Origin of the sequence: Aquibacillus halophilus (assembly GCF_009649745.1) — a bacterium.
Lineage (GTDB): Bacteria > Bacillota > Bacilli > Bacillales > Amphibacillaceae > Aquibacillus > Aquibacillus halophilus.
In genome coordinates this window covers 14,624-39,207 of the sequence record NZ_WJNG01000010.1, presented here as the reverse complement: position 1 = coordinate 39,207, position 24,584 = coordinate 14,624, and the positions used below count along the sequence as shown (strand labels likewise).

General features: G+C 35.7%; 24 protein-coding genes. 16 read left to right on the top strand and 8 right to left on the bottom strand.

Translation table 11 applies throughout. The features are described 5' to 3' along the window. The first annotated feature begins 7 nt into the window (after positions 1–7). From GH741_RS12610 to GH741_RS12560, 11 genes are all read left to right on the top strand, one after another. Positions 8–607 (top strand): response regulator, encoded by a 600-nt coding sequence (locus GH741_RS12610; protein ID WP_338079413.1) that lies wholly within the window; start codon positions 8–10, stop codon positions 605–607. A 536-nt stretch (positions 608–1,143) separates the two neighbouring features. Next, positions 1,144–1,401: a hypothetical protein gene (locus tag GH741_RS12605; RefSeq protein WP_153737152.1), complete on the top strand. Its 258-nt coding sequence runs from the start codon at positions 1,144–1,146 to the stop codon at positions 1,399–1,401. Between the two features lie 130 nt (positions 1,402–1,531). Continuing rightward, the gene (locus GH741_RS12600; RefSeq protein ID WP_153737151.1) at positions 1,532–2,080 is read left to right on the top strand and encodes a hypothetical protein; all 549 of its coding nucleotides are present in this window, start codon (positions 1,532–1,534) and stop codon (positions 2,078–2,080) included. A gap of 201 nt (positions 2,081–2,281) precedes the next feature. Next, a complete protein-coding gene (locus tag GH741_RS12595; RefSeq protein ID WP_153737150.1) occupies positions 2,282–2,698 on the top strand; it encodes a hypothetical protein in 417 nt (138 codons plus the stop codon). A gap of 492 nt (positions 2,699–3,190) precedes the next feature. Continuing rightward, positions 3,191–3,763, top strand: coding sequence for a hypothetical protein (locus tag GH741_RS12590; protein WP_153737149.1), 573 nt, complete (start codon positions 3,191–3,193; stop codon positions 3,761–3,763). 94 nt (positions 3,764–3,857) lie between these two features. Next, on the top strand, positions 3,858–4,082 hold the full coding sequence (locus tag GH741_RS12585; protein ID WP_153737148.1) for a hypothetical protein: 225 nt from the start codon (positions 3,858–3,860) through the stop codon (positions 4,080–4,082). Positions 4,083–4,384: 302 nt separating this feature from the next. Then, entirely contained in the window at positions 4,385–4,687 is a 303-nt protein-coding gene (locus tag GH741_RS12580) for a hypothetical protein (protein ID WP_153737147.1), read from the top strand. Between the two features lie 73 nt (positions 4,688–4,760). Further along, a complete protein-coding gene (locus GH741_RS12575) occupies positions 4,761–6,188 on the top strand; it encodes a DHA2 family efflux MFS transporter permease subunit (protein ID WP_153737146.1) in 1,428 nt (475 codons plus the stop codon). A 23-nt stretch (positions 6,189–6,211) separates the two neighbouring features. Beyond that, positions 6,212–6,418: a hypothetical protein gene (locus GH741_RS12570; RefSeq protein ID WP_153737145.1), complete on the top strand. Its 207-nt coding sequence runs from the start codon at positions 6,212–6,214 to the stop codon at positions 6,416–6,418. A gap of 93 nt (positions 6,419–6,511) precedes the next feature. Beyond that, entirely contained in the window at positions 6,512–7,207 is a 696-nt protein-coding gene (locus GH741_RS12565; RefSeq protein WP_153737144.1) for an AIM24 family protein, read from the top strand. Between the two features lie 152 nt (positions 7,208–7,359). After that, complete coding sequence (locus GH741_RS12560) at positions 7,360–8,022, top strand: hypothetical protein (RefSeq protein ID WP_153737143.1); 663 nt, start codon at positions 7,360–7,362, stop codon at positions 8,020–8,022. Between the two features lie 60 nt (positions 8,023–8,082). Here the strand turns inward: GH741_RS12560 and GH741_RS12555 are convergent, their stop codons facing one another. Further along, on the bottom strand, positions 8,083–8,907 hold the full coding sequence (locus tag GH741_RS12555; RefSeq protein WP_153737142.1) for an MBL fold metallo-hydrolase: 825 nt from the start codon (positions 8,905–8,907) through the stop codon (positions 8,083–8,085). Between the two features lie 202 nt (positions 8,908–9,109). Between GH741_RS12555 and GH741_RS12550 the strand changes: the two genes are divergently transcribed. After that, complete coding sequence (locus GH741_RS12550; protein WP_205677334.1) at positions 9,110–9,859, top strand: aldolase/citrate lyase family protein; 750 nt, start codon at positions 9,110–9,112, stop codon at positions 9,857–9,859. Positions 9,860–9,984: 125 nt separating this feature from the next. Next, on the top strand, positions 9,985–10,446 hold the full coding sequence (locus tag GH741_RS12545; RefSeq protein ID WP_153737141.1) for a hemerythrin domain-containing protein: 462 nt from the start codon (positions 9,985–9,987) through the stop codon (positions 10,444–10,446). A 62-nt stretch (positions 10,447–10,508) separates the two neighbouring features. On the opposite strand, the gene GH741_RS12540 is transcribed toward GH741_RS12545, so the two are convergent. The 3 genes from GH741_RS12540 to GH741_RS12530 are packed head-to-tail and all read right to left on the bottom strand — an operon-like array spanning position 10,509 to position 13,061. Next, a complete protein-coding gene (locus GH741_RS12540; RefSeq protein WP_153737140.1) occupies positions 10,509–11,423 on the bottom strand; it encodes a glycine betaine ABC transporter substrate-binding protein in 915 nt (304 codons plus the stop codon). Between the two features lie 15 nt (positions 11,424–11,438). Next, positions 11,439–12,077 (bottom strand): ABC transporter permease, encoded by a 639-nt coding sequence (locus GH741_RS12535; protein WP_338079422.1) that lies wholly within the window; start codon positions 12,075–12,077, stop codon positions 11,439–11,441. Positions 12,078–12,086: 9 nt separating this feature from the next. Further along, entirely contained in the window at positions 12,087–13,061 is a 975-nt protein-coding gene (locus tag GH741_RS12530) for an ABC transporter ATP-binding protein (RefSeq protein WP_153737139.1), read from the bottom strand. 1,009 nt (positions 13,062–14,070) lie between these two features. Between GH741_RS12530 and GH741_RS12525 the strand changes: the two genes are divergently transcribed. Continuing rightward, positions 14,071–14,643, top strand: a complete 573-nt coding sequence (locus GH741_RS12525) for a cysteine hydrolase family protein (protein ID WP_338079412.1) — start codon at positions 14,071–14,073, stop codon at positions 14,641–14,643. A 114-nt stretch (positions 14,644–14,757) separates the two neighbouring features. Then, complete coding sequence (locus GH741_RS12520) at positions 14,758–15,741, top strand: DUF3231 family protein (RefSeq protein ID WP_170287628.1); 984 nt, start codon at positions 14,758–14,760, stop codon at positions 15,739–15,741. Between the two features lie 110 nt (positions 15,742–15,851). Here the strand turns inward: GH741_RS12520 and GH741_RS12515 are convergent, their stop codons facing one another. Both GH741_RS12515 and GH741_RS12510 read right to left on the bottom strand, forming a co-directional pair. Further along, positions 15,852–16,799: an alpha/beta fold hydrolase gene (locus tag GH741_RS12515; RefSeq protein ID WP_153737136.1), complete on the bottom strand. Its 948-nt coding sequence runs from the start codon at positions 16,797–16,799 to the stop codon at positions 15,852–15,854. 164 nt (positions 16,800–16,963) lie between these two features. After that, positions 16,964–17,860 (bottom strand): glycine betaine ABC transporter substrate-binding protein, encoded by an 897-nt coding sequence (locus GH741_RS12510; protein WP_153737135.1) that lies wholly within the window; start codon positions 17,858–17,860, stop codon positions 16,964–16,966. Between the two features lie 598 nt (positions 17,861–18,458). On the opposite strand from GH741_RS12510, the gene GH741_RS12505 reads away from it, so the two are divergent. Next, entirely contained in the window at positions 18,459–19,715 is a 1,257-nt protein-coding gene (locus GH741_RS12505; RefSeq protein WP_153737134.1) for an MDR family MFS transporter, read from the top strand. Positions 19,716–20,529: 814 nt separating this feature from the next. Here GH741_RS12505 and GH741_RS12500 read toward each other — a convergent pair. Then, positions 20,530–22,953 (bottom strand): glycogen/starch/alpha-glucan phosphorylase, encoded by a 2,424-nt coding sequence (locus GH741_RS12500; RefSeq protein WP_153737133.1) that lies wholly within the window; start codon positions 22,951–22,953, stop codon positions 20,530–20,532. 191 nt (positions 22,954–23,144) lie between these two features. Then, positions 23,145–24,578, bottom strand: coding sequence for a glycogen synthase GlgA (glgA, locus tag GH741_RS12495; protein WP_153737132.1), 1,434 nt, complete (start codon positions 24,576–24,578; stop codon positions 23,145–23,147). Between the last annotated feature and the right edge of the window lie 6 nt (positions 24,579–24,584).

Genomic DNA, 24,584 nt, shown 5'->3' with positions numbered 1-24,584 from the left:
GATTGGAGTGATTCGTATTGTACTTGCCGAAGACCAAGGCTTGTTACTTGGAGCTCTTGGATCTTTGCTAGATTTGGAAGAAGATATGCAAGTTGTAGGTAAAGCGAGGAATGGCGAGGAAGCATTAGTTTTAGTGAAACAACACGATCCGGATATTTGCATAATGGATATTGAAATGCCATTAAAAAGTGGATTAGATGCTGCAGAAGAACTGAAAGATCATAGGTGCAAGGTGATTATTTTAACAACATTTGCACGAGCGGGCTATTTCGAACGTGCTAGAAATGCAGGGGTTAGTGGTTATTTGTTAAAGGATAGTCCTAGCGAGGAACTAGCTAGCTCAATCCGAGCAATTATGGATGGACGTCGTGTGTATGCTCCCGAGCTAGTTGACATGGCATATAACGATGTTAATCCACTAACCGAACGAGAAGAACAGGTAATTAAATTAATGGCAGACGGGAAAAACACGAAGGAGATAGCTAGTCAGCTTTATCTTACAAATGGAACTGTCCGCAATTATATATCAGTAATTTTAGATAAATTGGAAGTTAGTAATAGAATCGAAGCAATAACTCGTTTTAAGGAAAAAGGTTGGTTTAAATAAAAAGTTCCAAATCTTATTATACAGAAAAATTCTATCTTGCCCCAGTCGATGAGACTGGGGTTTTAACTTTTATATAGGGTTAGGTTATTTCTGGATTCTTTTTGTTTCTTAAATTTTCGCAGTAGATGAAAAATACCATCCATTCCTTGTCCTATGGAAGCAAAAGTTTTTTCAATGGGAAGAATAATCGCAGTCCCACGTGTTTGAAGATCCCTTATGATGCGCCAGTATCCAGTATTCTCTACAATAATAGAATTCACTGCGATATTTCATTGCCGTACAGCGATTTATCACTATTTCATTTCAAAATCACATAACAAACATACCCATTTTCACATATGGAAATTAATAATTCGCCTTGTGAATTTCCTGAGATTTAAAAAGTGAATTACTATAAGAAACAAAGGAATTTGGAAATTTATGTTGAAATACTATGTTGAAATACATAGAAATAATACTGAGGTTGTGCAATTTCACACTTAAACTAACGGAGCAGGTTAGTTCAAATAAAATTAAATTATAATTGGAGGGATTAGGTGAGAGTATCTGTTGGAATATTTTTTGGAACTTTTATTGGTAGCTATTTTCTATTTACGATTTTAACCAAGTTTTTTTCTGTTGATGGTGGAAGTAATTTAGAACCATTCATTTTATCTATAGGAATGGTCATCATATTATTGCTTTGTTATTTAATCTCTATAATCCATTATCTTATAAAGCAACAACAGGGTGTTATTGATGAAGAATCAGATATTACAGCTTTTTCAGTAGATAATGAAAAAAGTAGTGACTAAATATATTCTTAAACAAAAGGGTGCTTTCCTTGAATAAGGGATTGCATCCTTGTTCAACTATAGACGCAGATTAATTCAATAAGACTTTAAGAAATCGTAAGACAAAATAAAAAGGGGGGGTGAAAGCAATTTGAAGAAAATATGGTGTTTCTTAACATTAACTATTCTACTTGTAGGTTGTAACAATGAGGTAACAGAGGAACAAACCACTCAACCAAATGAAGGAAATATTAGTGAGGACATAAAATATGGTGAACATATGTCGATGGAAAAGGCATTGTCCGCAGTATCATTTGTACCTAAACAAATTAGTAAAGATAATTCGCCATTTCCTATAAAGAAGACGGGAGCAAGTCTAAATAAAACAGATAAACCAAGTGAAATCATTGAATTAGGATACGGGGGTTACGGACATAGCATTACTTTGATTGTAGAAAATACGCAAGAATTAAAAGAAGACACTGCATTGGATTGGGACGCTTCAATGCAGTATGAAGAAATAGCTTTAGAAAAAAGCAAAACTGCCTTATATGCAGAAGGAGAAAATTCTCATCATATTTTATGGGTTGAAGATGGATTGAGTTATTTTATGAATTTATCTTATAAAATCAGAATATCTCCAAAACCTGTGAGGTTTTCGAAAACAGAGATTATTGAAATAGTTAATAATCTTGAGTGAGTGGCAAAGAACAAGATAGTTGTTGTCTAAAAACACCTTATGTTTATTCAATTAACGGGTGCTTTACTTCAATAGGATTTGCGCCCTTGTTCCACTAAAGCAGCAGGTTAGTTCAACAAAGTTTTTTCGAATTTTCCATCTTTTAAACTGGATTTAAAATATTGTTAGGTTATTTATTAAATTTAGGAGTGGTACTTTCTTATGAAGAAAAAAATATTTGGTATTTTATTTGTAACCACTGTTCTTGTTTTATTATTAGGAGGATGTGCTTCATCTAACATAATCCCTGCATTAAAAGGTGGCTATCAAAGCAAAAATGTGAATGGGTATATTGTTCAAATGTCATTTCAACCAGATGATAATAGTTTTATTGAATACATTGATAACAGGGAAGTAGATAAAGGAACTTATGAAGAATTGAGAACTGGTTTGTATAAAATTAATGGCGATCTGCAAGAATTTGAAATCACATTAAATAGCGATAACTCCTTTGATATTATCGTAAAGGGACTAAATAAGGGTCAACCAATTGAAATGAAAAATATTGATGACATTCCAGTATATTTTTCAACAAAATTTAATGATGTAGATAAATATAAATCTTTGTTAGAAGATTAAGGGCATCTATTCCTTTAATTATATCGATTATGATATTGGGGGAAAGATTTTAAACCTAACATTGTAATTAAATACTTTAAGAAAGGCGATATTTTAACCGTTATCGCAAAAGTAAAAAAACAGTAATTGCTTATCAGGGTATGGGTATATTTTTTGATGTAAAGTTGTGTACTTGCGACTTATTGTCAAAAGAGTGGGATTTTAAGGTCTGAAGTTTTTCAGTGGGCGCCAGTCATAGCTGGAGCAAGATTATCTGAAAATGTCTCAACGGATAATTGTGAAAGACTTATGGAGATTATCAATTACGACTGATTAGTATTTCACATAAAATAAAAGGTGCAATAGTTTGACTAGGGATTACCGATTTCGGTGATTCTATTTTTGTATTTGAAAAAATATTGGAATATTATGTTAAAATTAAAATGTAAGCAACTGTACTTAAATTAACGTAGATGATTAGTTCAGTAAGCTAATAATGAAGGGGTGAATAATATGAGAGCATTGATAGGCGGCTTACCTGATATGTTAATTTTCATGATTTTATATGGGTTTCTCGTGACAGGAATTATTATCACAGTTAGACTATTAAAATTGTTAGACGTTAAAAGTCAAAAGAATAACAACTTGATAATACTCTTTATCGCTTTGCTGTTTAATGCTTTTAATTTTTATATTATCTATGATTTGATGACTCTTTCACCCCAAAGTATTTCTGGTAATGGTAACCCACATATTCTGCATATCTTTATCTCAATATTACTATTTCTTTCTTTTTGCATTGTTCTTTCAAAGCAGATATTTGAATCTCTATTAATGAAGAATGTTTTGTTGAGTCTACTAATAATCACGATGACTTTGACGATTGGTTGTTTTTCAATTGTTTATCAAATGGATTTTGTTTCAACAATAAAAGGCGAACTTTACTATCCAATGGGTAACTGGCTGAATTGGTGGAAAGACATCCATTTAAACTATCTATATTTCAATCCATATACGTTTCTAATTGGAATTAGTATATCTGGTTTAATCGCTGGAATTCTCGCTTTAATCAAAAAAGGAAGCTAATAGAGTTAAAACATCTTTCACTAACAGATGCGCTCTTAAAAAAGTGGTAACGCTTATTTAGCTTCCTATTTTTAATGAAAAAGGGGTTAAGTGTATGAAGACCTATTGGGATTTGAGTTATAAGAAACAGTTTAAATTTAATTTATTGTTAGTACCATTGGTTATCGTTGTAATAATATGGTTTTTATTATCTAATCTTGTGCCAACCTTTATAAAAATCATTGTAATAACAGCCCAAGTTGTAATAACAGTAACTACATTACTTTATACTTATATAAAATCTAAAAAGGAAGAACAAAATTTTGCAAATATCTCTTAAAGAAACGAATGCAATAGTTTAGGAAGGGATCATCGATTATGAAGATCCCTTTTTTGTATTTGAAGAATTATTGGAATATTATGATAAAATTAATATGTGAACAGCTGTACTTAACTTAACGTCGCAGCATTACTTAAAGAAGAATTGGAACAGTTATTACCACTATCTTTTAAGTTAGCTATCAGATAGATCCTCTTTTACGTTACGTTAATGTAAAGAGGAAAGTTCAAAAAAACGATCAATTAAAAATGGAATAATATGTTAGTATAGTAAAGTGATTGAGTGAAAAAGGTGGAATAAAAATGGACCATGAATATAGTTTAAAAGAGATTCTATTTAATGATGAAATACATAAGAAGACTAAAAATGTAATTGGAGGTATTTTCACATTACTTTTGACAATTTTGCAATTTATTTATCTAAATGATAGTAATGTAGTCATCGTGTTCTTACAAATTTCAACCATAGGTATGATTATTTTCTTATCTTTAAAAATAATAATCTATAATATAGGTGAAAAGAAAAAGTTAGGGATAGGGGATATAGCCCTAGCTGCTTTCTGCTTTTTATTTTTAGTGTTCATCAATTATAATTTAGTGACATGAGTGGCTATGATGCTATACTCATATAGTGAATTTTTCTATTTATTATATTTTCTACTTAGAGAGGAACAAACGTATGCAAACATCAAGTTACAAGAGGTCCACTATTGTCGCGCTTCTGCTCGCCGGATCGTTTATAGCCATTTTAAATCAAACACTAATGATTACAGCGATACCACCGATTATGAAAGAAATGGGTATTACTGCTAACTCGGCACAGTGGCTAACGACTGTGTTTATGCTTGTTAACGGAATTATGATACCAATTAGTGCTTTCTTATTAGAACGATTTACAACGAGGCAGCTGTTTATCACAGCAATGAGTGTATTTGCTTTTGGAACATTGGTAGCTGGAATAGCTCCGAACTTCGAGATTTTATTAGTAGGACGAGTCATCCAGTCAAGTGGAGCGGGTGTTATGCTACCACTGATGCAGACGGTATTCCTTATGATCTTCCCCGTCAATAAACGTGGTGCAGCAATGGGGTTAATCGGGCTTGTCATATCTTTTGCCCCTGCAATTGGCCCTGCATTATCAGGATGGGTGACGGAAAATTATTCCTGGAGGCTTTTATTCTTTATCATTCTCCCAATTGCAATAATTGATATCGTTGTTGCTTTTTTTGCCTTGAAAAATGTTACAGAGCTTAAGAATCCAAAAGTTGATGTCTTATCGATTATTTTATCTTCCTTCGGGTTTGGTGGATTACTCTATGGATTCACATGTGCTGGAAATTATGGGTGGTTGGCTCCAATTACGCTTTTATCACTTGGAATCGGTAGTCTAGCCCTTACTTTATTTATTTTAAGGCAGTTAAAGATGAAACATCCAATGTTGGAGTTTCGAGTTTTTACCTATTCGATTTTCCCTTTAGCTGTAATTGTTGGCATGATTGTATTTATGGGGTTAATAGGAGTAGAAACACTTATACCACTATATATGCAAAATATGCGTGATTTCACTGGACTTCAAGCTGGATTAGCCTTGTTACCTGGTGCGTTAATTACCGGTTTTATGTCTCCAATAACAGGAAGGATATTTGATAAAATTGGTGCGAGAAAGTTAGCAATTGTCGGTTTAACAATTATTACAATTTCATCATTTGCTTTTACTAGGTTAGATGCTTCGACATCAATGACTTTTATTACAGTTATGTATGGGATCAGGATGTTCGGATTATCAATGGTGATGATGCCAATTGCTACGGCGGGGTTAAATCAATTACCAAAAAGATTAATTCCACATGGTGCCGCAATGGACAACACGATGCGAATGATTGCAGCTTCCGTTGGTACAGCTATTCTTGTAACAGTTATGACAACTACTGCTGAAACCGCAGAACTTCGCCCGGAAATTTCATATCCTGATATTCATGGTGCAAATGTTGCATTTATCGTTGTTTCTGTCCTTTCCTTAATCGGATTAATTATTTCATTCTTCATAAAGGATAGTAGACCTTCGGAAGAGGAGCTAGAAGAACGGGAGAAAGTACGCGGAAACTAAATAGAAGAAAAGGTGATGTGAAGATGAAAGAGTTTGAGCTCAGTTTTGAAAACAAACATTTAAGAATCTGGTTTGTGGTCATGATCCCGGCTCTGATTTTAACAATCCTTTTGTTTATTTTCTTGCCTAGCGAACTGCAATACTTACCTATATGGATTCCAATTATCACGATTAGTTTTTATTGGGGATGGGTAATTATAAAAGAGAAGCAAAATAAAACTAATGACTAGATTGAATCCTATTGTGCGAGGTTTAGTTGAAACTTTTCAACTTCTAAAAACGTATAAAGAGCTATCATGCTTTAACGAAAGGGGCGAGTGTTAATGGGTAAATATTCAATTGAAGAATTCATTAATAAAACAAAACAGGATGAAGGAGAAAATGAATATTTTGAGTTAGAAACACCACGTATTCTAGAAGTTAACTTGAGCGACCAGGTCTGGGCAAAAGCCGGTTCGATGATATCGTATAATGGACAAATCAAATTTGAACGGGAAAAGATGTTAGAACATGGTGTAGGTAAAATGTTCAAAAAAGCTTTTACTGGTGAAGGTAGCTCGCTAATGAAAGCTACTGGTAATGGTCGTTTATATCTTGCAGATCAAGGTAAAAAGATTACAATTTTAGAACTTGATAACGATTCAATTACAGTGAACGGTAATGACCTTCTTGCATTTGAGCCAGGTATTGAGTGGGACATTAAACTAATGAAAAAAGTAGCTGGGATGATGTCCGGAGGATTGTTCAATGTAACTTTAAAAGGAAGCGGAAAAGTTGCGATAACTTCTCATTATGAGCCTTTAACATTACTAGTACGTCCTGGTGAAAATGTTATCACTGATCCTAACGCAACAGTAGCTTGGTCAGGACATCTACAACCAGACTTCAGAACAGATATAAGCTTTAGAACATTACTTGGTCGTGGAAGCGGAGAATCGATTCAAATGGAATTTTCCGGAGATGGTTTTGTTATTGTTCAACCCTTTGAAGAGATATCCTCTTCAGGAACAAGTTCTTAAAACAGAAGTGTACAAAGGTATTAGGAGTCTCTCTCCTAATACCTTTAGTTATATCCGCTCATTTTTCCGAAAAAACTGTAACTTAATGAGAAAACTTACGTCCATATAAAAAAGATTACTTTTTTCAATCCAAATGTAAGGGGGTTTTTTCATTGAGGCGGTTGATGGTAACAGCGTTAAGTACTTTTATCTTATTTTCTAGTCCTATAGTGGGATTAGCAAATCCAGCTGATTTAACCGAGAAGATATTAGAATGGGAAAAACAAGGTATTGATCCAAATCATTCGGAAGTTATCGACAAAATAAGGGATTATATTGAAAAAAACATCGATGATGGTATTTTTGCAAGTCTGCATATTGATAGAGAAGAACGAGATCTAGGGATACTTGTCTTTTCTTTCACTGAGCCAATAGCTGAAGAGCATAAGCAAGCGATGGAACAATTTCTAACTGAGCACGCAGAAATTCAGTTTCGAGAAGTGGAATACACCGAAGATCAATTACTAGCCAAATTAGAAGAAATGGATTTTGAAGATTTTAAAGATGAAGGCATAACAATCCATCATACATCACTAGATACCATAGGTAACAAAATAGAAGTTGGTATTTCTCCTTATAGTGAGGAAAATGTGAACGTTATCAAGGAACAGTATGGATATGAGATGATCACGGTTGTCGAGAGTGACCAATCAGCTGTACTAGAAGATAATGAGCAAGCAGAAACGGCAAACACCGACGAAACCCAAGCTGATGATAAAAACTTTTTAAAAAGAATCCTCGCTTCAATAAAGGAGTGGGTAGGTAATCTTTTTTAAGTTATTAATATGTTATAAACCCCTTAAACAAGGGGTTTATATTTTTTAAGTGATAGTTTGTTAATGTTTTTTATTTTTGGGTATAGCCTGTTCCATAAAGTTATCAGCGAGTTCATTGAGTTGCTCTCGTAAAATGTCACCCTCCATTGGTAAGCCATGTCCGGTTAGAAGTACTTCTGGCTCGAGTTCTGCCAGTTTTTTTGCTGATTGCTCAGCGTCATCCCAATTAGAGGTGAAATAAGCCGGAGGACCATAGACTTTTTGCAAAGGGATGAAGATTGCCACTGCTGATTCGGGATTTTCCGTTACAATTGCATCACCAGTGATTAAAGTACGATCACGTTCTCGAAACAACACGATATGACCCGGACTGTGCCCTGGGGTATGAATGTATTTCCACTCTTCTAAAAAAGGAATCTCACCGTTCTCCGGTAAAGTTTTTATCCATTTTTTTAAATTTACTGGTTTTTGCGGAAAAATTGGGGAAAGTAGTGACAGAGTACCGCCACCTACAGTAGGGTCAGCAGGTGGATAGGTTTCTTTTCCAGTTACATAATCTAATTCTTCTGTATGGATATAGATGGGTACATCCCAAAATTTCGCTAAATCTTTAGCTGAACCTACATGATCAAAATGCCCATGTGTAAGTATAATTGCTTTTGGAGGATTGTTACCAAATCTTTTTTCTGCAGCCGCAATGATTCGTGAACTATAGTGAGCAACCCCGGTGTCGACAAGGACCCAATCACCTGATGAGGGGTCACCTATCATACATACATTTGCGACTAATGTTCGATAAAAGGCAAGATCCTCAAGAACCTCTTCGGCCTCCGCATGATCCATATCCAAATCTTGATGCTCGAGTTCTTCTGGATTCTTATCCATCCCACATTCGCCTCCTTTTTAATAGTTTGCATTGGAAATGGTCTACTTATTCAGAAAACAAATTCAAATGAAGTAGCAATTAAATAATCAGACTTTTTCAAAGTAGTTGCTGTAGAAATATATGGTAAAATTAAATTGTTCGATATAGAATTTCTTCCTGCAAAGAAGATAGAACTGATAGAGCAATTAAGGAGTGATTGTCGTGTTACATAACAAAGTAAAAGAGAATTTAAAAGCTGGTAAAGCTTCGGTTGGAATGATCATTGGAATATATTCACCTTCACTTGTGGAGATGTTTGGGTATGCTGGTTATGATTTCGTTATAATTGACGATGAGCATGGGACCTATGGTGCTATTGAAATGGAAAATATGATTCGTGCCGCTATGTTAGTTGATTTGGTACCAATTGTCAGAGTGGACTATAATCCTTCAAGTATTCAAAAAGCGCTCGATCGTGGTGCGTTAGGAATCCAAGTACCAATGGTAAATACAAAAGAGGACGCAAAAAGAGTGGTACAACGAGCTAAATATCCCCCAATGGGCACAAGAGGAACTGCTCCAATGACACGGGCTGCAGGCTATGGATATCATGCAGGCAAGAAATTCATGGATGCTTCTGATGAAAATATTTTAATTGTTGCACATATCGAGACACCACAAGCAGTAGAGAACATCGACGAAATTATGGGGGTGGAGGGAATTGATCTAGCTTTTGTTGGACCATATGATTTATCTGTCAACATGGGACATAAAGAAGGGATTGATCACCCCGATGTCCAAGAAGCAATTGAATTAGTATATAAGAAAGCAAAATTACATAATATACCAGTCGGTACGGTTGCTAACACAAAAGAGGATATTGAGAAACTGATAGAAAAAGGTACATTATATATCCCAGCTGTCGCGACTGAAGTAATGAAAAGGGCATTTAATGGAGTTCTTCCAGATTAATCAAACGTGACTTTAGCTGATTGTAAAACTTGATTCGCCATGATATAGGTCACAACGGAGCAATGGACTCTCGGATACAATGGATGTAAGAAGAAATGAATAAACATATCTAGGAGGCAACTATAATGGTAAAAAGGAATAAAGGAATAGAAAGACACGAGTCGTTATACCCGCTTTCCCACCATCATCACCATGCACTTTTCCTAGCACTAAGTTTAAGAAAGGTCGGAACAGAAAAAAGCAAGTTATCGGTGGATGAGATGAAGAAGGAGTTACAATTATTTTGGGAACCAAATGGTCAACAGCATTTTCGCGATGAAGAAGAAATTTTATTACCTGCCTATGCACAAAATGAGTCGATTGATCATCCTGAAATAACTGCAATGCTTTTAGAGCATGTGAAAATTCGTTCACTTATAAATCAAATCCTTAATCAAACAGAAGAGCTCGAGCCAATGATGCATGAACTAGGACAACTATTGGATATACATATTAGAAGGGAAGAGAGAGTTATCTTCCCAATGATAGAACAGGCACTTCCTGAAGATGTGCTGAAAGGATTGGAACCATACCTGCATAAAGACTGATATAAAAGAAGAAAAATAGGTAGCCGAGTTGGCTACCTATTCGTAGTTAGTGGTTAATACAATTATTCAATCAAACCTTTAGATGATAGAAATTCTCTTGCGACAGTTTCATATTCTTCGCCATCGATATCCACTTGTGCATTCATTTGCTGCATATCAGCTTCAGAAATTTGTCCTGCTAAACTATTAAGTGTCTCCTCAAGATCTGGATAGTTATCTAGCACTTCCTGTCTGATTACAATTGCCGCATCATACTTAGGGAAGAAACCTAGGTCATCCTCTGTTGTTTGGATGTTCTCCCGTTCGATACGTCCATCGGTTGTGAATGCGGGAATGACATCAATTTCACCTTGAAGCAATGCTTTATACATTACGTTGGGATCGAAGCTCTCTGTTGCCGCGAAATTAAACTCATAGGCTTCTTTAAATGCATCGTATCCATCACCCTCACGTTCATAAAAAGCATGTGGTGCGCCAAATGATAGATCTTCAGATAAAGCTGCAATATCAGAGTAAGTTTCCGCTTCGAAATCAGCGCTCTCTGTATATGCAAGCGTGTAGTTGTTTTCGAAACCTAATGGTTCTAGCCAAGTTGCATTGTAGGTATCCTCATAGCCTTCTCTAACCCGGTTCAAAATACTTTCACTTGATTCTCCAGCTTCGGCCTGTTCATTTAAGACTGCTTCCAAACCAGTTCCAGTGTATTCGACGTACATATCAATCTCTCCATTTTCAAGTGCAGGAGTTAGAATTGCTACCTCACCTAGTCCATCCTGTAGATCGATTGTGTAATCTGTGGATTCTTCAATATAAATTGCTAATACTTGAGAAAGAATATATTGTTCTGTCCAGTTTTTACCCGAAACAACTATTGGATCCTTTGATGCTTCCTCATTGCTTCCATCGTTCCCTCCACAAGCTACTAAAAATAGTGTTATTGCTATTGTTAAAGTTATAAATAAATTATTTTTCTTCATGTTCTCCTCCTGGAATTAAGAATTTATGCCTTTAGGTGTAACTTTTTTCTCTACCGTCTTTAAGATAAAATCAAAAACTAGTGCCATTAAAGCGACGGGTATTGCTCCTGCTAACACAAGACTATTGTTCCAAGATTGAAGACCTCTCCATATGACATCTCCAAGTCCACCCGCACCAACAAATGTAGCTAGTGTGGCTACACCAACAGTCAAGACAGTAGCAGTTCTTACCCCGGCCATCATGAATGGTAATGAAAGCGGTAATTGGATTTTCCATAAGATTTGCCTTTTTGTCATTCCCATTCCTTCACCAGCTTCAATAATCCCCTCATCGACTCCAGTTATCCCTGTGTATGTATTTCTGAGGATTGGTAATAGGGCATAGATTATGAGTGCTACGAGTGCAGTAGTTGCACCAATACCAAGTACCGGTACTAGAAAACCGAAGAGAGCAAGACTAGGTATCGTTTGAAGCACCGCAGTTACTCCTATATAAAACTCAGCCACTTTTCTTTTTCGAGAAATATAAATTCCTAAAGGCAGTGATATAGCGACAGCAACTAATATGGCGACGAAAGATAGATATAGGTGTTCAATTGTTCTCTCAACAATTAAATCTTGTCTGCTTATGATAGTCTCTAAAAACACCTGAATGGCATCCACCTACTGCACCTCCTTTTGAATACCTGCAAGCTCCTTGAGCAATTGATTTTTTTCTATTATTCCTGTTGGTTTTCCATCTTCCGCAGTAATAATAATTGCTTCGGCTTGTTTGGACAGCATGATGTTTGCTACCTCGTGTAGGTTAGATTTGCTAGATATTTCTGGGAGATTGTTCAGTTCAACTTCGGCTTGGATTGGTTGCATAATTGTATCTGCTAGAAGCTCGCCTCTGCTACCGGAAGCCTTTTTCACTCGATCATCACCAACAAAAGATCGGACAAAATCATTAATAGGATGTTGAACCAGCTTGGTAGGAGTGGCGATCTGTTCAACACGACCATCCTTCATAACGACAATTTCATCGGCAATTTTTAATGCTTCATCCATGTCGTGTGTGACGAATACAATCGTTTTATGTATATTTTTTTGAAGTAATTTCAATTCGTCTTGAAGTTGCTCACGGCTGATGGGATCAAGAGCACTAAAGGGTTCATCCATTAAAATAATCGGAGGTTCGCCAGCTAACGCTCTAATTACACCAATCCGTTGTTGCTGACCTCCACTTAGTTCTAATGGATATCTTTTTTTATACACATTTGGATCAAGACCGACCATGTCAAGCAAATCATCGACTTTTTTTTCATAGTCCTTCTTTTTCCATCCTTTTAACTTTGGTACCAATGAAACATTTTCCTCTATTGTCATATGTGGAAGTAATCCAATTCGTTGAATGACATAACCGATATTTCGTCTCAGTTCAACATCATTCTCTGTTGAAATGTCATTTCCATCAATTGTTATTGTGCCGGATGAAATGGGAATGAGTTTATTAATCATTTTCATTGTTGTTGTTTTTCCACAACCACTTGGTCCTATTAATGTGATTAGTTTTCCCTTTTTGACAGTAAATGAAACATCGTCGACAGCAACCGTTCCATCCTCAAAAGTCTTCGTGACATTATTGAATGAGATCAACACAATCACCTCCTTAGAAGGTAAGTACATAATTTTTAAAAATAGAATAGTAATATTTTAATTTTATAAATAGACTCAAGAATAGTCAAAGAATCCGTACTTGCTAAGCCATCCTTTTGGCTTATTATTCAGATGTTATTTTGCTATTCTTTGCGTTCTTTTAGTTAAGTATTGATGCTTTTTAATTTCCACAATTGATGAAAAATTGCGACGTAAAATACCACACTCTTCACCACTACGGAAATACACTACGCTTTCCGCGGGTGGCTGTTGAGCCTCCTCGTGCTACGCACTGTGGGGTCTCACCTATGCCATTCCCTCCCGCAGGAGTCTCCGTGTATTTCCTGCGTTAGTATAGCATTGTGGTTGATAACTACATTAAACCAACAAGGGCTAAATACTTATAATGGTTGATTGTGGTGTAGGCTAACTAGGCAATCGACTCTAGAGTGAAAAGTAACAAAAGTTTTCATGCGACTAATTATCTACCTAAATCAACCCACACAAAGAAAAATGGTTTGTATTTTCGAGATGTCTATGGATTCCGCCTACGCTAGTAGCAGTGTTCTTTTTATTAAAGAATAAAACACATGAATTTATTGCCCCAAGGACTTTATCCACCCTTGAACAGTGAGCTACTCAAAGCGGAGGAAAAATACGACACTCCTCGAAAATGAAGAACACATTTTCTTCGTGTGATGAAAATTCTTGGATGTCAATTCTAGTCCTATGGGAAAGGAACAGTCTGAAGACCCCGCAGTGAGTGTTCTTTACGAGCGAGGAGGCTGAGGCGTTCCCCATGGAAAGGGAGTGTTTTTCCACAGCGGCGAGATAGCACTATTCCCATAAAGACCGTAAGGAAGTCAGATAGTTACGTCGGAGTATATAGATATTGTGTAAAAAGAGCATTTCTCATTTAAATAAAGGGTTTCAGGCAGTCGGATTAGAATAACTAAGCAACAAAATTAATAATCTATCTTAAAGGAAATCAATAATTGGAGGAATGAATGTGGATAAGAATACCGCTTTAATTATAGTTGATGTCCAGAAAGCTTTTTTCGATCAAAAGTGGGGAGAACGAAATAATGAAGAAGCTGAAGAAAATATTAGTAAACTGCTAGGTATCTGGAGAGAAAAAGGTTGGAGAGTAATATATATTCAACACACTTCAGATGATCCCGAGTCATTATTCCATCCAAGTAATGAAGGGTATGGTATTAAAAAGATAGTGGAGCCTATGCAAGATGAAGAAATAATAAATAAGAAGGTTAATAGTAGTTTTATTGGAACAAATCTAGAAGAACTATTGCATTTATATGGAATAGAAAATGTTGTAATAACAGGTTTAACCACACCGCACTGCGTATCAACAACAACGAGGATGAGCGGGAATTTAGGCTTTGAGACTTATCTTATTTCAGATGCCACAGCGGCATATGGTATGAGTGATCAAAATGGGAGATACTACGATGCCGAATCAATACATTCGATCTCCTTAGCGACATTGCATGATGAATTTGCAACAATTATAACAACAGAACAATGTATAAATACTATTGAAAATTATTTGAGTGAATACTAATTTTTGGTTTTATATTAGTATTCTGATTAGTGTTTAAGGTTATTAAATTACTGAATACTCTATTTAATATTGGGAAGAATAACCTTATAACACTAGCAATAGGAGTGAATGGCATTGGAGAATCAATATACTTTAACTGCAGGAGAGGTAGCAAACCTTTGGAATTCTTACATGGGAAACACAATGGCTGTAGGTGTTACTTCATACTTTATTAAAACAGCAACAGATCCGGATGTAGTTGAAATGCTTCATAATGCAGTTGACATCGCTGATTTCGAGGTTCAGGGAGTTAGAGAATTGCTTAAAAAATATGGTCATCCTCATCCCCAAGGGTTTTCAAGTGAAGATTTTAATTTCGAAACACCAGCCCTTTATAAAGATACTATTATTATTTTAATTAAATATATATTATCTCAAGCTGCCGGACCAATCTATACTGTAGCCCATTCAGAAGCAGTAAATTATGATGTTCGTCAGTTCTATCTGACATGTTCGTCAAGAACCTCTAACTTTAATGCTCAACTAGTTGAATTGATGGAAAAGAAGGGGTTGTTTCATCCGAAAATCCATTTGCCGATTCCTGTCAGTGTGGACAAAGTACATAAAAAGTCTTATATGGGCGGTTGGCTTGCTGGACGTCGACCTTTAAATGCAGGAGAAATAATGCATCTAGTCACTAATATCAGAAACATAGAAGTTGAAAGAGAATTTCTAACAAGCTTTGTGCAAGTAAATACATCAAAAGTATTAATAGATCATTTCAAGCGTGGAGAACAACTCGCAGAGAAACATTTAAAGGTTTTTCAGTCTTTATTAGCGAAGGATAACTTACCTCAGTTTCCTACTCTCGAAAATGAAATCACAGATAGCACAGACAGTCCTTTTTCAGAACGAATGATGTTATATAAAATTGCAGTGTTTGCATCATCCACTATTGCAAGGTATGGGACAGCAATTTCTACAATAATGAGAAAAGATGTAGGGGTTGATTTTTCTCGTTTAATGGCAGAGCTTAGTTTGTATGGGGAAGATACGTTAGAGTTAATGATTGAACTGGGTTACTTAGATCAGATTCCATTAGCTAAAGATTCGGACTAATTTATGATTAACTATAATTTGTTAATCAATGAAGGATTTAAATTTTTAAATATAACCAAGATCACGGTTTGTCTAGATGCCTGATCTTGGTTTTTTAGAGGTTTTCATAGTCATTTCTCTAGGTATTGTTTAATTTTCGTAAGGACTATTTCTCGTATTTGTTGAGCCTCATTAAACAGTTCATGTCTTCCGTTATCAACTAATACTATCTGTGAGTGACTAAATTTGTTTTTCATAAATTCAAGGTTATATTTCCAATCAACTGTTTTGTCTTTATTCCCTTGAATAATATAAGTAGTTGAGTTCGTTGGTCTGTATTTTTGAATTTGTTTGTTCCATCTAACTAGTGCTCCAATCCAATCTAAAGGGATTGCGTTTGTTTGCAGGGGGTCTTTACTTGTGAAATTCAGGTAGCTAATATTCGACGAGTTTTTACGATAATGCCTCTTCACATCAGTTAGGAATGGAAGGGTTCTTACCATTCCAAGACCAAACTTAGACAGATGCCAATGATTTGATCTAATAAGCGGTGCAACTAAAATGACCTTTTTAAATAAATGATCTCTATGTCTTAGAATATAGTCGATAGCTATTGCTGCTCCGGTGCTGTGCCCTATCAGATAAAAAGTGCCTGTCATTTTTTCCTGTGCTATGTTCAGAAGCTTTTCCATTGTAACAACATAATCAGCAAAGTTTTTGATTGAGGCTGGCCTTCCTTCAGAAAGTCCATGACCTTGCAAATCATAACTAATTACAGTGTATTCATTATCATTTAGGTACTGAATTATATGCTTTAAATGGCCTACATGGCTTAAGTAGCCATGTAATAAAAATACTGTCCCTTTGCTATGGATTGGTTTGAAAATTTGTACAATGACTTTTGTTTTATCAATTTCAACCATGCCAAAGTGAAAGTGAACATTTTTTAAATCGAAACCGTAATAGTCAAGGTATTGATTAATGTCAGTGTCTTTTTCTACAGGTTCATTAAAATTCAATTCTTGTTGCCAATTGGACAATCTTTCTAAAACATTTTTTATTTCTGCATTTTTATCCACGAGACATTTCTCCTTCACTACTGTGGTCAATTGCTATTATTTACGAAAGGGGATTGAACTATTAAAAATAAAGAACAATTAACTTATTTTCTTCACACAACAAAGGCTATACATTCAAGATCAAAATCGCGATCTTGGATGTATAGCCTTACTTTAGCATTTTGTTATTCGTTAATCCATTCGTTAATTAAATCTTGATTTTCTTCCACCCATACTCTTGCACCATCAATTGGTTCTTCTGCTGCTTCTACTTCAGTCATTAGTGTACCAATTTGGTCATCTGTCATCTTCCAATTTTTCAACCATTGGCTAAACTCTGGAAAGTCTTCCTCGAAGCCGTGTCTAGTTGCATGGTGAATTTTTTCAATACCACCATAAACATTCTTAGGATCTTCAAGATACTTTAGGTCATGTTCTGCGAAGATTCTATGTGGATTCCATAGTGGAGAAACAATAGCTTCTTCATTTTTAATAGCCTCTCCGATTGCAGTCAACATAGCCGGTTCAGAACTTGGAATTAGTTCGAAATCCAACTCATATTCTTCAATCAAATCCTCAGTAACCTCCATAGTTCCGGCACCAGGATCAAAACCAGTAATTTGACTTTCAAATAGTTCTTTATGTTCATTTAAATCTTCAATGCTATTTATTTGATCCATATAAGCTGGAACTACTAAACCAACCTTTGCGTTGTCATACCAAACTTCTTCAGAGAAGTTAACATCATCTTTGTAAGTCTCGTAGTAATTGGCATCTTGAACGGGTAACCATATTTCAAGACTAAGATCAAGTTCGCCATTTTCCAAGGCTTTCATTGTCGTTCCCATGTCAATTACACTAAATTTGACATCGTAGTCTCTGTCTTCTAGTATAACTTTCCACATATTTGTAACAGCTATGTTTTCAGCCCAGTTTATTTGTCCCATATGAACTGATTTCTGTTCCGTTTCTGTTTCTGTAGCATTTTCACCATTTTCATTGTTCTCGTTATTACCACAAGCAGCTAATACAATAATTAGGGATAGAAGTAATAGTATAGACTTTCCTTTAAATAAATTCATAATTACCCTCACTTTTTAATTTTTATGTTGTCTCTTTTTAACTAGGATGCTCAATTTCTGGTTAATTACTTAAGCAAGAAGTTGTTAGTGTCCTATATCCAATAGAATGGATTGGTTAAAACAATAATTTAACTAACTTGTTAATTCGTACAAGTTATCTTTCCAATGAAACCCCGAAACATTCATGAATTTCTCTGTGTCTTTTAGCTCATGTTGTTACCATATAGTCATTCCTTTCGTTTCAATAAATAAAAATATTTAGAACGTTAAATATTTATTTTACAAACTTAATATTATAGAATATATTTTATTTGTCAAATTTCATTTATATAGAATTGCTTGAAAAACACAGAAATAGGGTCGATTTACAGATCCATGTTACGATGCAGAAACCCCTAATTCCTTTTATTTGTCTAGTAATAAATGTAGTGGCATCTTAAATCTAATAAAAAGATTATTTCTTTTTTAGCATGCCCATTGAATTAACATGTAATTTGCAGACTTCAATTAATTTAAGTGAAAGTTCCCCTTCTTTATCAAAATAGGTATATAATTACTTCTCAATATTTTTTTTACATAAAAGAAAGTGGGACAAGGAATGAGGTTTCGAGATTTTCATAGAAATATACAAATTCGGATTATCGAATCGTTTATAAGTCGGTTTGTCGGAAGTATGATCTTTCCATTTATGGCAATTTATTTAGCCTACTATTTTGGGGCCAAGGTTGCCGGATTACTACTAATATTCAACGTACTAGTTGGAATAGGTGTCAATTTTATAGGAGGTTATTTTGCAGATCAGTTTGGACGAAGGAAAATTATGCTTTTCGCTGAAGTGTTACGGTTCATGGCATTCTTGACAATGATGATTTGTAACTCTCCATGGTTGGAATCTCCTACAGTAACCTTCTTAATGATGACGGTTAATAGTGTTTGTTGGGCATTAGCTGGTCCTGCTAATCAAGCCATGTTAATTGATGTTAGTACCCCGAATCAGCGTAAACTGATGTACTCAATTATGTACTGGGCGAATAACCTTTCAATTGCAATAGGTGGTATTATCGGAGCCTTTTTGTATCAAGACTACCTGTTTGAACTTTTTATCGTACTAAGTGTTGTCGGAGCTATTGTTGTTTTTATGGTTGCCGTATTGATACAGGAAAGTTATGTGCCAGATGACAAATTAAGTTATACAGCAACTCAACATGTGTTGCGAATTTTTTCTAGTTATAAACGAGTGCTTCAGGATCGTTTATTTGTTCTATTTGTCATTGGTGGTGTTCTAATCATGTCAATGGAGTTCCAGTTAACCAACTACATTGGGATTCGTCTTAGCGATGAGATGCCCAAACAACAGTTTTTGTTTTGGGAGATTGATGGTGTGAAAATGATGGGTTTCTTGCGTAGCGAGAACACAATCATGGTTGCGCTATTGGCTCTATTTGTAACAAGAATATCCGGTCGTTTTAAAGACAGACCAATGCTTGTCATTAGTTGCTTATTATTTACAATCGGATATGCGGTTATTTCTTACTCGAATAGCATATGGTTGCTGCTGATTATGATGATTATATTAACAATCGGAGAAGTGTTTCGTGTTCCAGTTGAGCAATCGTATATGGCAGCTATTCCTCCAGATGATGCTAGGAGTGCATATATGGCATTTAACGGATTAAAATTTAATCTTGGTATGTTAATTGCTTCCATTACTATTACTATAAGTTCCTATTTATCTTCCATAGTAATGTCTATAATCATAACAGTTATAGGGTTGCTAGGTACCTGGATTTATTTTGTTATTACACCGGAGTTAGATGAACGTAAAGCAAAGGCAGAATTGAAGCAAGTAAGCTAGAAGAAGTTGTTCATCTTCAACTGTGGATTGAGGTATATGGATTTATGGATTTTCAAGTTATGTTTCCAGAATTAGTCTTCGGAGTTGATGAAAATTGCGTCGTAAAGTAGCTACTAGTTGATTTGCGCTTCGGACAGTCGCTTTCCGCGGGCTACGCTTCAACTTCCTCGGAAGAATACCGCTTCCTGCGGGATTTTCAGCCGTCGCTTTTCCCGCAGGAGTCGACTGCCCTCCGCTCCAATCATCATCTTATTACAACAATAATGAAAAAAGACGGATATAGCGGAAAACTTACCAAAGTGTGGTTCAACATCTTAAAATAGCTTTGTGTTCAAGAAGATAAAATCCAGTGCACTTAGAACGATGGGATTCATCCTTCGATAATCAGAACACTATTACCAGTGTAGCAGAATACGTACGCTCCTTGAAAATGAAGTTCAATTTTCTTTGTGAGTGTGTGGTTCAGGAAGTTAATTCTAGTCCTGTGTAATCTTCAAGGTTACTTGTTTTAATGTAGTAATCTAACAACGAAACGATCCCAACGGAGGGAATACACAGAGACTCCTGCGGGATGGAAAGGCATAGATGAGACCCCACAGTGCGCAGCACGAGGAGGCTGAAGCCGTGCCGGCGGAAAGCGACTGCCCGGAGCGCAAATCAACATAGCAGTCGATTAAGGAAAAGAGTGTAGAAATAAATTTAAAAAAAGTTACGCGGAGTCTATGGATATTGCGTCAAAAAAAACAATCTGTTAAAAACAGTTTTTGTATAAGAAAAACGACTCCATTATGAATGGAGTCGTAACAGTTTCTAACTATGTTTGTTTCTTAATCCTCCAGATTCCAGTAGCATATTCCTGAATCGTTCGATCGCTTGAAAACTTTCCTGAATGAGCAATGTTCACAAGACTTTTCGATAGCCATTTATTATTGTTGCGATATGCTTGATCAACTAGCTGTTGAGTTTCTACATAACTATCAAAGTCTTCTAGAATAAAGTAAGGATCGTTGGTAGAAAGGATGTGGTAATAAATATCCTTAAACTCTATATCTTGCTGACCAAACGTTCCATCCCTTAACTGATGTAGTATCTGGCTGATTCTTTCATCATTTTCATAGACTCCGTTGGCGCTATACTCACCGTTTTGATAATAGTTATAAACATCTTGAGAACGTAAACCAAAGATGAAAATATTCGGGTTACCAACTAAATTTTTAATTTCAACATTGGCTCCATCAAGTGTGCCGATTGTTAGGGCACCGTTCATCATCATCTTCATATTCCCAGTTCCTGATGCTTCTTTACCGGCTGTTGATATTTGTTCACTTAAATCAGCAGCTGGTATTATTTTTTCGGCAAGACTAACGTTATAGTTTTCAAGAAAAACCACCTTTATTTTTCCTTTTATACTAGGATCATTGTTAACAATGGAAGCTACTGTATTAATTAGCTTAATAACTTCTTTAGCAAAGTAATAACTAGGTGCAGCCTTAGCACCAAAAATAAATGTTCTAGGCGTAATTTCTAATTGAGGATTTTCTTTCAATTCATTATATAGATAAATTACATGAAATATATTAAGTAGTTGCCGTTTATATTCATGCAATCGTTTAATCTGCACATCGAAAATAGATTGATCATCGACAACAATACCAGTTGTTTTGTGGATGTGCTGGGCCAAGTCTTGCTTGTTTTGCTGTTTTATCTGGCCAAGTTTTTCTAACAATGGGCGGTCCTTAGTATAACGAAGCAAATGAGTTAGCTCCCTTGGATGCTTTATCCAACTAGGCCCAATTGTTTCGGTAATTAAATCGGATAACCGAGGATTAGCCATTAACAGCCAGCGCCTGTGTGTAATGCCGTTTGTCTTATTGTTAAAACGTTTTGGATATAACTTATAAAAGTCCTTCATTTCTTGTGTTTTTATAATTTCAGTGTGTAGTTTAGCAACACCATTAACACTAAAGCTTCCTACTATTGCTAGTCGTGCCATATGAATTTGGTTATCAGCAATTATCGCCATTTCTGGTATTTTATCGCGAAGGTCATGATGATCAAACCAAATCCCCTGACAAAAACGCTCGTTTATCTCATCAATAATCATGTACAATCGAGGGAGAAGGGACTTGATCATGTCGATTGGCCATTTTTCAAGTGCTTCACTTAAAATAGTATGGTTGGTATAGGCGAAAACATTTGTTGTGATGTTCCATGCAACATCCCATCCAAATCCCTCATCATCCATTAACATTCTCATCAATTCTGGAATTGCTAAGCTTGGATGAGTGTCATTGATTTGGATGACCACTTTTTTAGGTAAGTGAATTAACGATTGTCGTACGTTTAATTTATACTCGTTGACAATCTTTTTTAAGCTAGCTGCGACGAGAAAATACTGCTGTTTGACACGTAATCGTTTTCCTTCCTCGCTTGAATCATCAGGATAAAGAATCCCAGAAATTTGTTCAATCGAGCGATTGTGATCAAGTTGATGGTAGTATTCGTCGGTATTTTCTTCATCGATAGATGACACAGGCTCAGCGCTCCATAAACGAAGGGTATTAACCACTTGATTTTGATAACCTACTACTGGAACATCATATGGTACAGCAAGTACCTTATCGGTATTTTCATACTTACATTCGAGCGATCCATCATTTCGTTTTAACATATGAACCGTTCCGCCAAATTCAATTTGAACGGATTCGTCATCTATTCTTCTTTCCCACGGATAAGGATTTTTCAACCAATAATCCGGAAGTTCTGTTTGATAACCATTAATAAACCGTTGTTCAAACATTCCGTAGCGATATCGTATTCCATAACCATGACCTGGATATTGTAGTGATGCCATTGAATCTAAAAAGCACGCTGCTAAACGTCCTAGACCGCCATTTCCTAAACCAGGATCACGTTCTTGCCGGTATATCTCAACGGGATCAAATCCTAGCTTCTCGAGTGCCTCGTTACAAACTTTCCACATACCACTATTTAGCAAATTACTTTCAAGTAACCCACCAATCAAAAACTCCATCGATAAATAATAGACTTGTTTTGGTTTCTTTTTTTGATACTTTTCATTTGTGGTAGTCCAGCTACTATTGATTTCTTCATTAACAATAGCGCTGACGGCATAATATACATCGTTTAACGACACATTTTCAATTGTTTTTCCCTGTGTTTCTTCTGTTTTGCTACTAATTGCTTGAATAAATTCATCAACAGTCCATTTCGTCAACGCTCATTCACTCCTTCTTTCCATATAGCGGAAACTTTTCCTCGTCTTAATCGAGTTGATTTTTTTCTCTGTATTAAAGTATCAATTCGATAACCTAAACGTTCTACCATCAATGAGTATTTTCATTGATGGTAGTTTTTGCTTGTATTTTACCAAGCTATCTTATGAAATTACTTTATTTAATATGACTTTTATGCATTATGAAGAGATTCATCCAGTGATTGATACAGATTAGCATATTCTCGAGCCGATTCATTCCAACTAAAGTTGCTCTTATTAACATTTTTGATTAGGGCAGCCCACTTATCTGGATCATGATAGGTTTCAAGAGAATACCTTAATGCATATAACAACTCATGCGCGTTATAGTTGGCAAAGCTGAATCCATTACCAGTAAGATTGACTTCATCGAAAGGAGTTACCGTGTCTTTTAGTCCACCAGTTTCTCTAACAATTGGTACTGCTTTATATTGAAGAGCAATCAATTGTGATAATCCACAAGGTTCAAACAGAGACGGCATTACAAAAAAATCACTTGCTGCATAAATTTGTCTCGCAAGTCCCTCATCGAAACCTAAATAGGACACTAATTTTCCTTTATTACGTTCTTCCGCATGGTAACAATAATTTTCAAACTCGTAATCTCCAGTACCCAGCAAAACAAATTGAATATCTTCCTGTAAGAACTCGTCGAGAATACTTTGAACTAAATGTAGTCCTTTTTGTTCGACTAAACGAGTAATCATTACATATAAAGGCTTGTCAGAATCCACTGGTAAGCCAAGCCTTTCTTGGAGGATTTCCTTGTTTTCCTTTTTCTTTATCCTCGAATACTTATAGTTTGACGAAATATGCGGGTCTGTCATTGGATTGTACTCATCCAAATCAATTCCATTGATGATCCCAATTAAATCATTCTGTCGATCTGCAAAAATTGAATGCAAGCCTTCCCCGTAGTAAGGGGTCTTAATTTCTTCGGCATAGGTAGGACTTACTGTTGTAATCTTATCGGCATGAAATATACCACTCTTCATGCAATTTAAAAGACCGTTCCATTCTAGACCACCGACGTGCTCTAGTGGTATGTTGAATAGTTCTTCAAACGCATCCCTTGGAATAATCCCTTGGTACTTGATGTTGTGTATAGTGAATACCGTTTTCATATTTTTAACTGGTTCTGAAATTTTTGCAAATGCTACTGCTAAGCCAGCCTGCCAATCATGGGCATGTAGGATATCTGGTTTAAAGTCCAATACAGGTAATGCCTCAATTACTGCATGACAGAAAAAGACGAATCGTTCACCATCATCGTAGTAGCCATAAACACCTCTACGAGCAAAATAATAGTCGTTTCCAATAAAATAGTAATGGGTGCCATTATGTGTTAATTGGTAAATATTTGCTTCCTGAGTTCTCCAGCCTACTGGTACAAGGACAGATGTGACTAACTCCATCTGATCCATCCATTTTTCAATTATCTCTTGATAAAGAGGAAGAATGACTCTCACATCAGTTTTTTCGTTTTTATTTAGCACTTGTGGTAATGAACCTACTACGTCTGCAAGGCCTCCGGTTTTGACAAAAGGGCTACACTCTGATGCGACAAATAGAATTTTTTTCCCCATAACAAC

Coding starts and splice junctions, on each gene's coding strand:
- GH741_RS12595 (WP_153737150.1), top strand. CDS start 2,282: ATGAAGAAAAAAATATTTGGTATTTTATTTGTAACCACTGTTCTTGTT.
- GH741_RS12590 (WP_153737149.1), top strand. CDS start 3,191: ATGAGAGCATTGATAGGCGGCTTACCTGATATGTTAATTTTCATGATT.
- GH741_RS12585 (WP_153737148.1), top strand. CDS start 3,858: ATGAAGACCTATTGGGATTTGAGTTATAAGAAACAGTTTAAATTTAAT.
- GH741_RS12580 (WP_153737147.1), top strand. CDS start 4,385: ATGGACCATGAATATAGTTTAAAAGAGATTCTATTTAATGATGAAATA.
- GH741_RS12575 (WP_153737146.1), top strand. CDS start 4,761: ATGCAAACATCAAGTTACAAGAGGTCCACTATTGTCGCGCTTCTGCTC.
- GH741_RS12570 (WP_153737145.1), top strand. CDS start 6,212: ATGAAAGAGTTTGAGCTCAGTTTTGAAAACAAACATTTAAGAATCTGG.
- GH741_RS12565 (WP_153737144.1), top strand. CDS start 6,512: ATGGGTAAATATTCAATTGAAGAATTCATTAATAAAACAAAACAGGAT.
- GH741_RS12555 (WP_153737142.1), bottom strand. CDS start 8,907: ATGGATAAGAATCCAGAAGAACTCGAGCATCAAGATTTGGATATGGAT.
- GH741_RS12545 (WP_153737141.1), top strand. CDS start 9,985: ATGGTAAAAAGGAATAAAGGAATAGAAAGACACGAGTCGTTATACCCG.
- GH741_RS12540 (WP_153737140.1), bottom strand. CDS start 11,423: ATGAAGAAAAATAATTTATTTATAACTTTAACAATAGCAATAACACTA.
- GH741_RS12510 (WP_153737135.1), bottom strand. CDS start 17,860: ATGAATTTATTTAAAGGAAAGTCTATACTATTACTTCTATCCCTAATT.
- GH741_RS12505 (WP_153737134.1), top strand. CDS start 18,459: ATGAGGTTTCGAGATTTTCATAGAAATATACAAATTCGGATTATCGAA.
- glgA (WP_153737132.1), bottom strand. CDS start 24,578: ATGGGGAAAAAAATTCTATTTGTCGCATCAGAGTGTAGCCCTTTTGTC.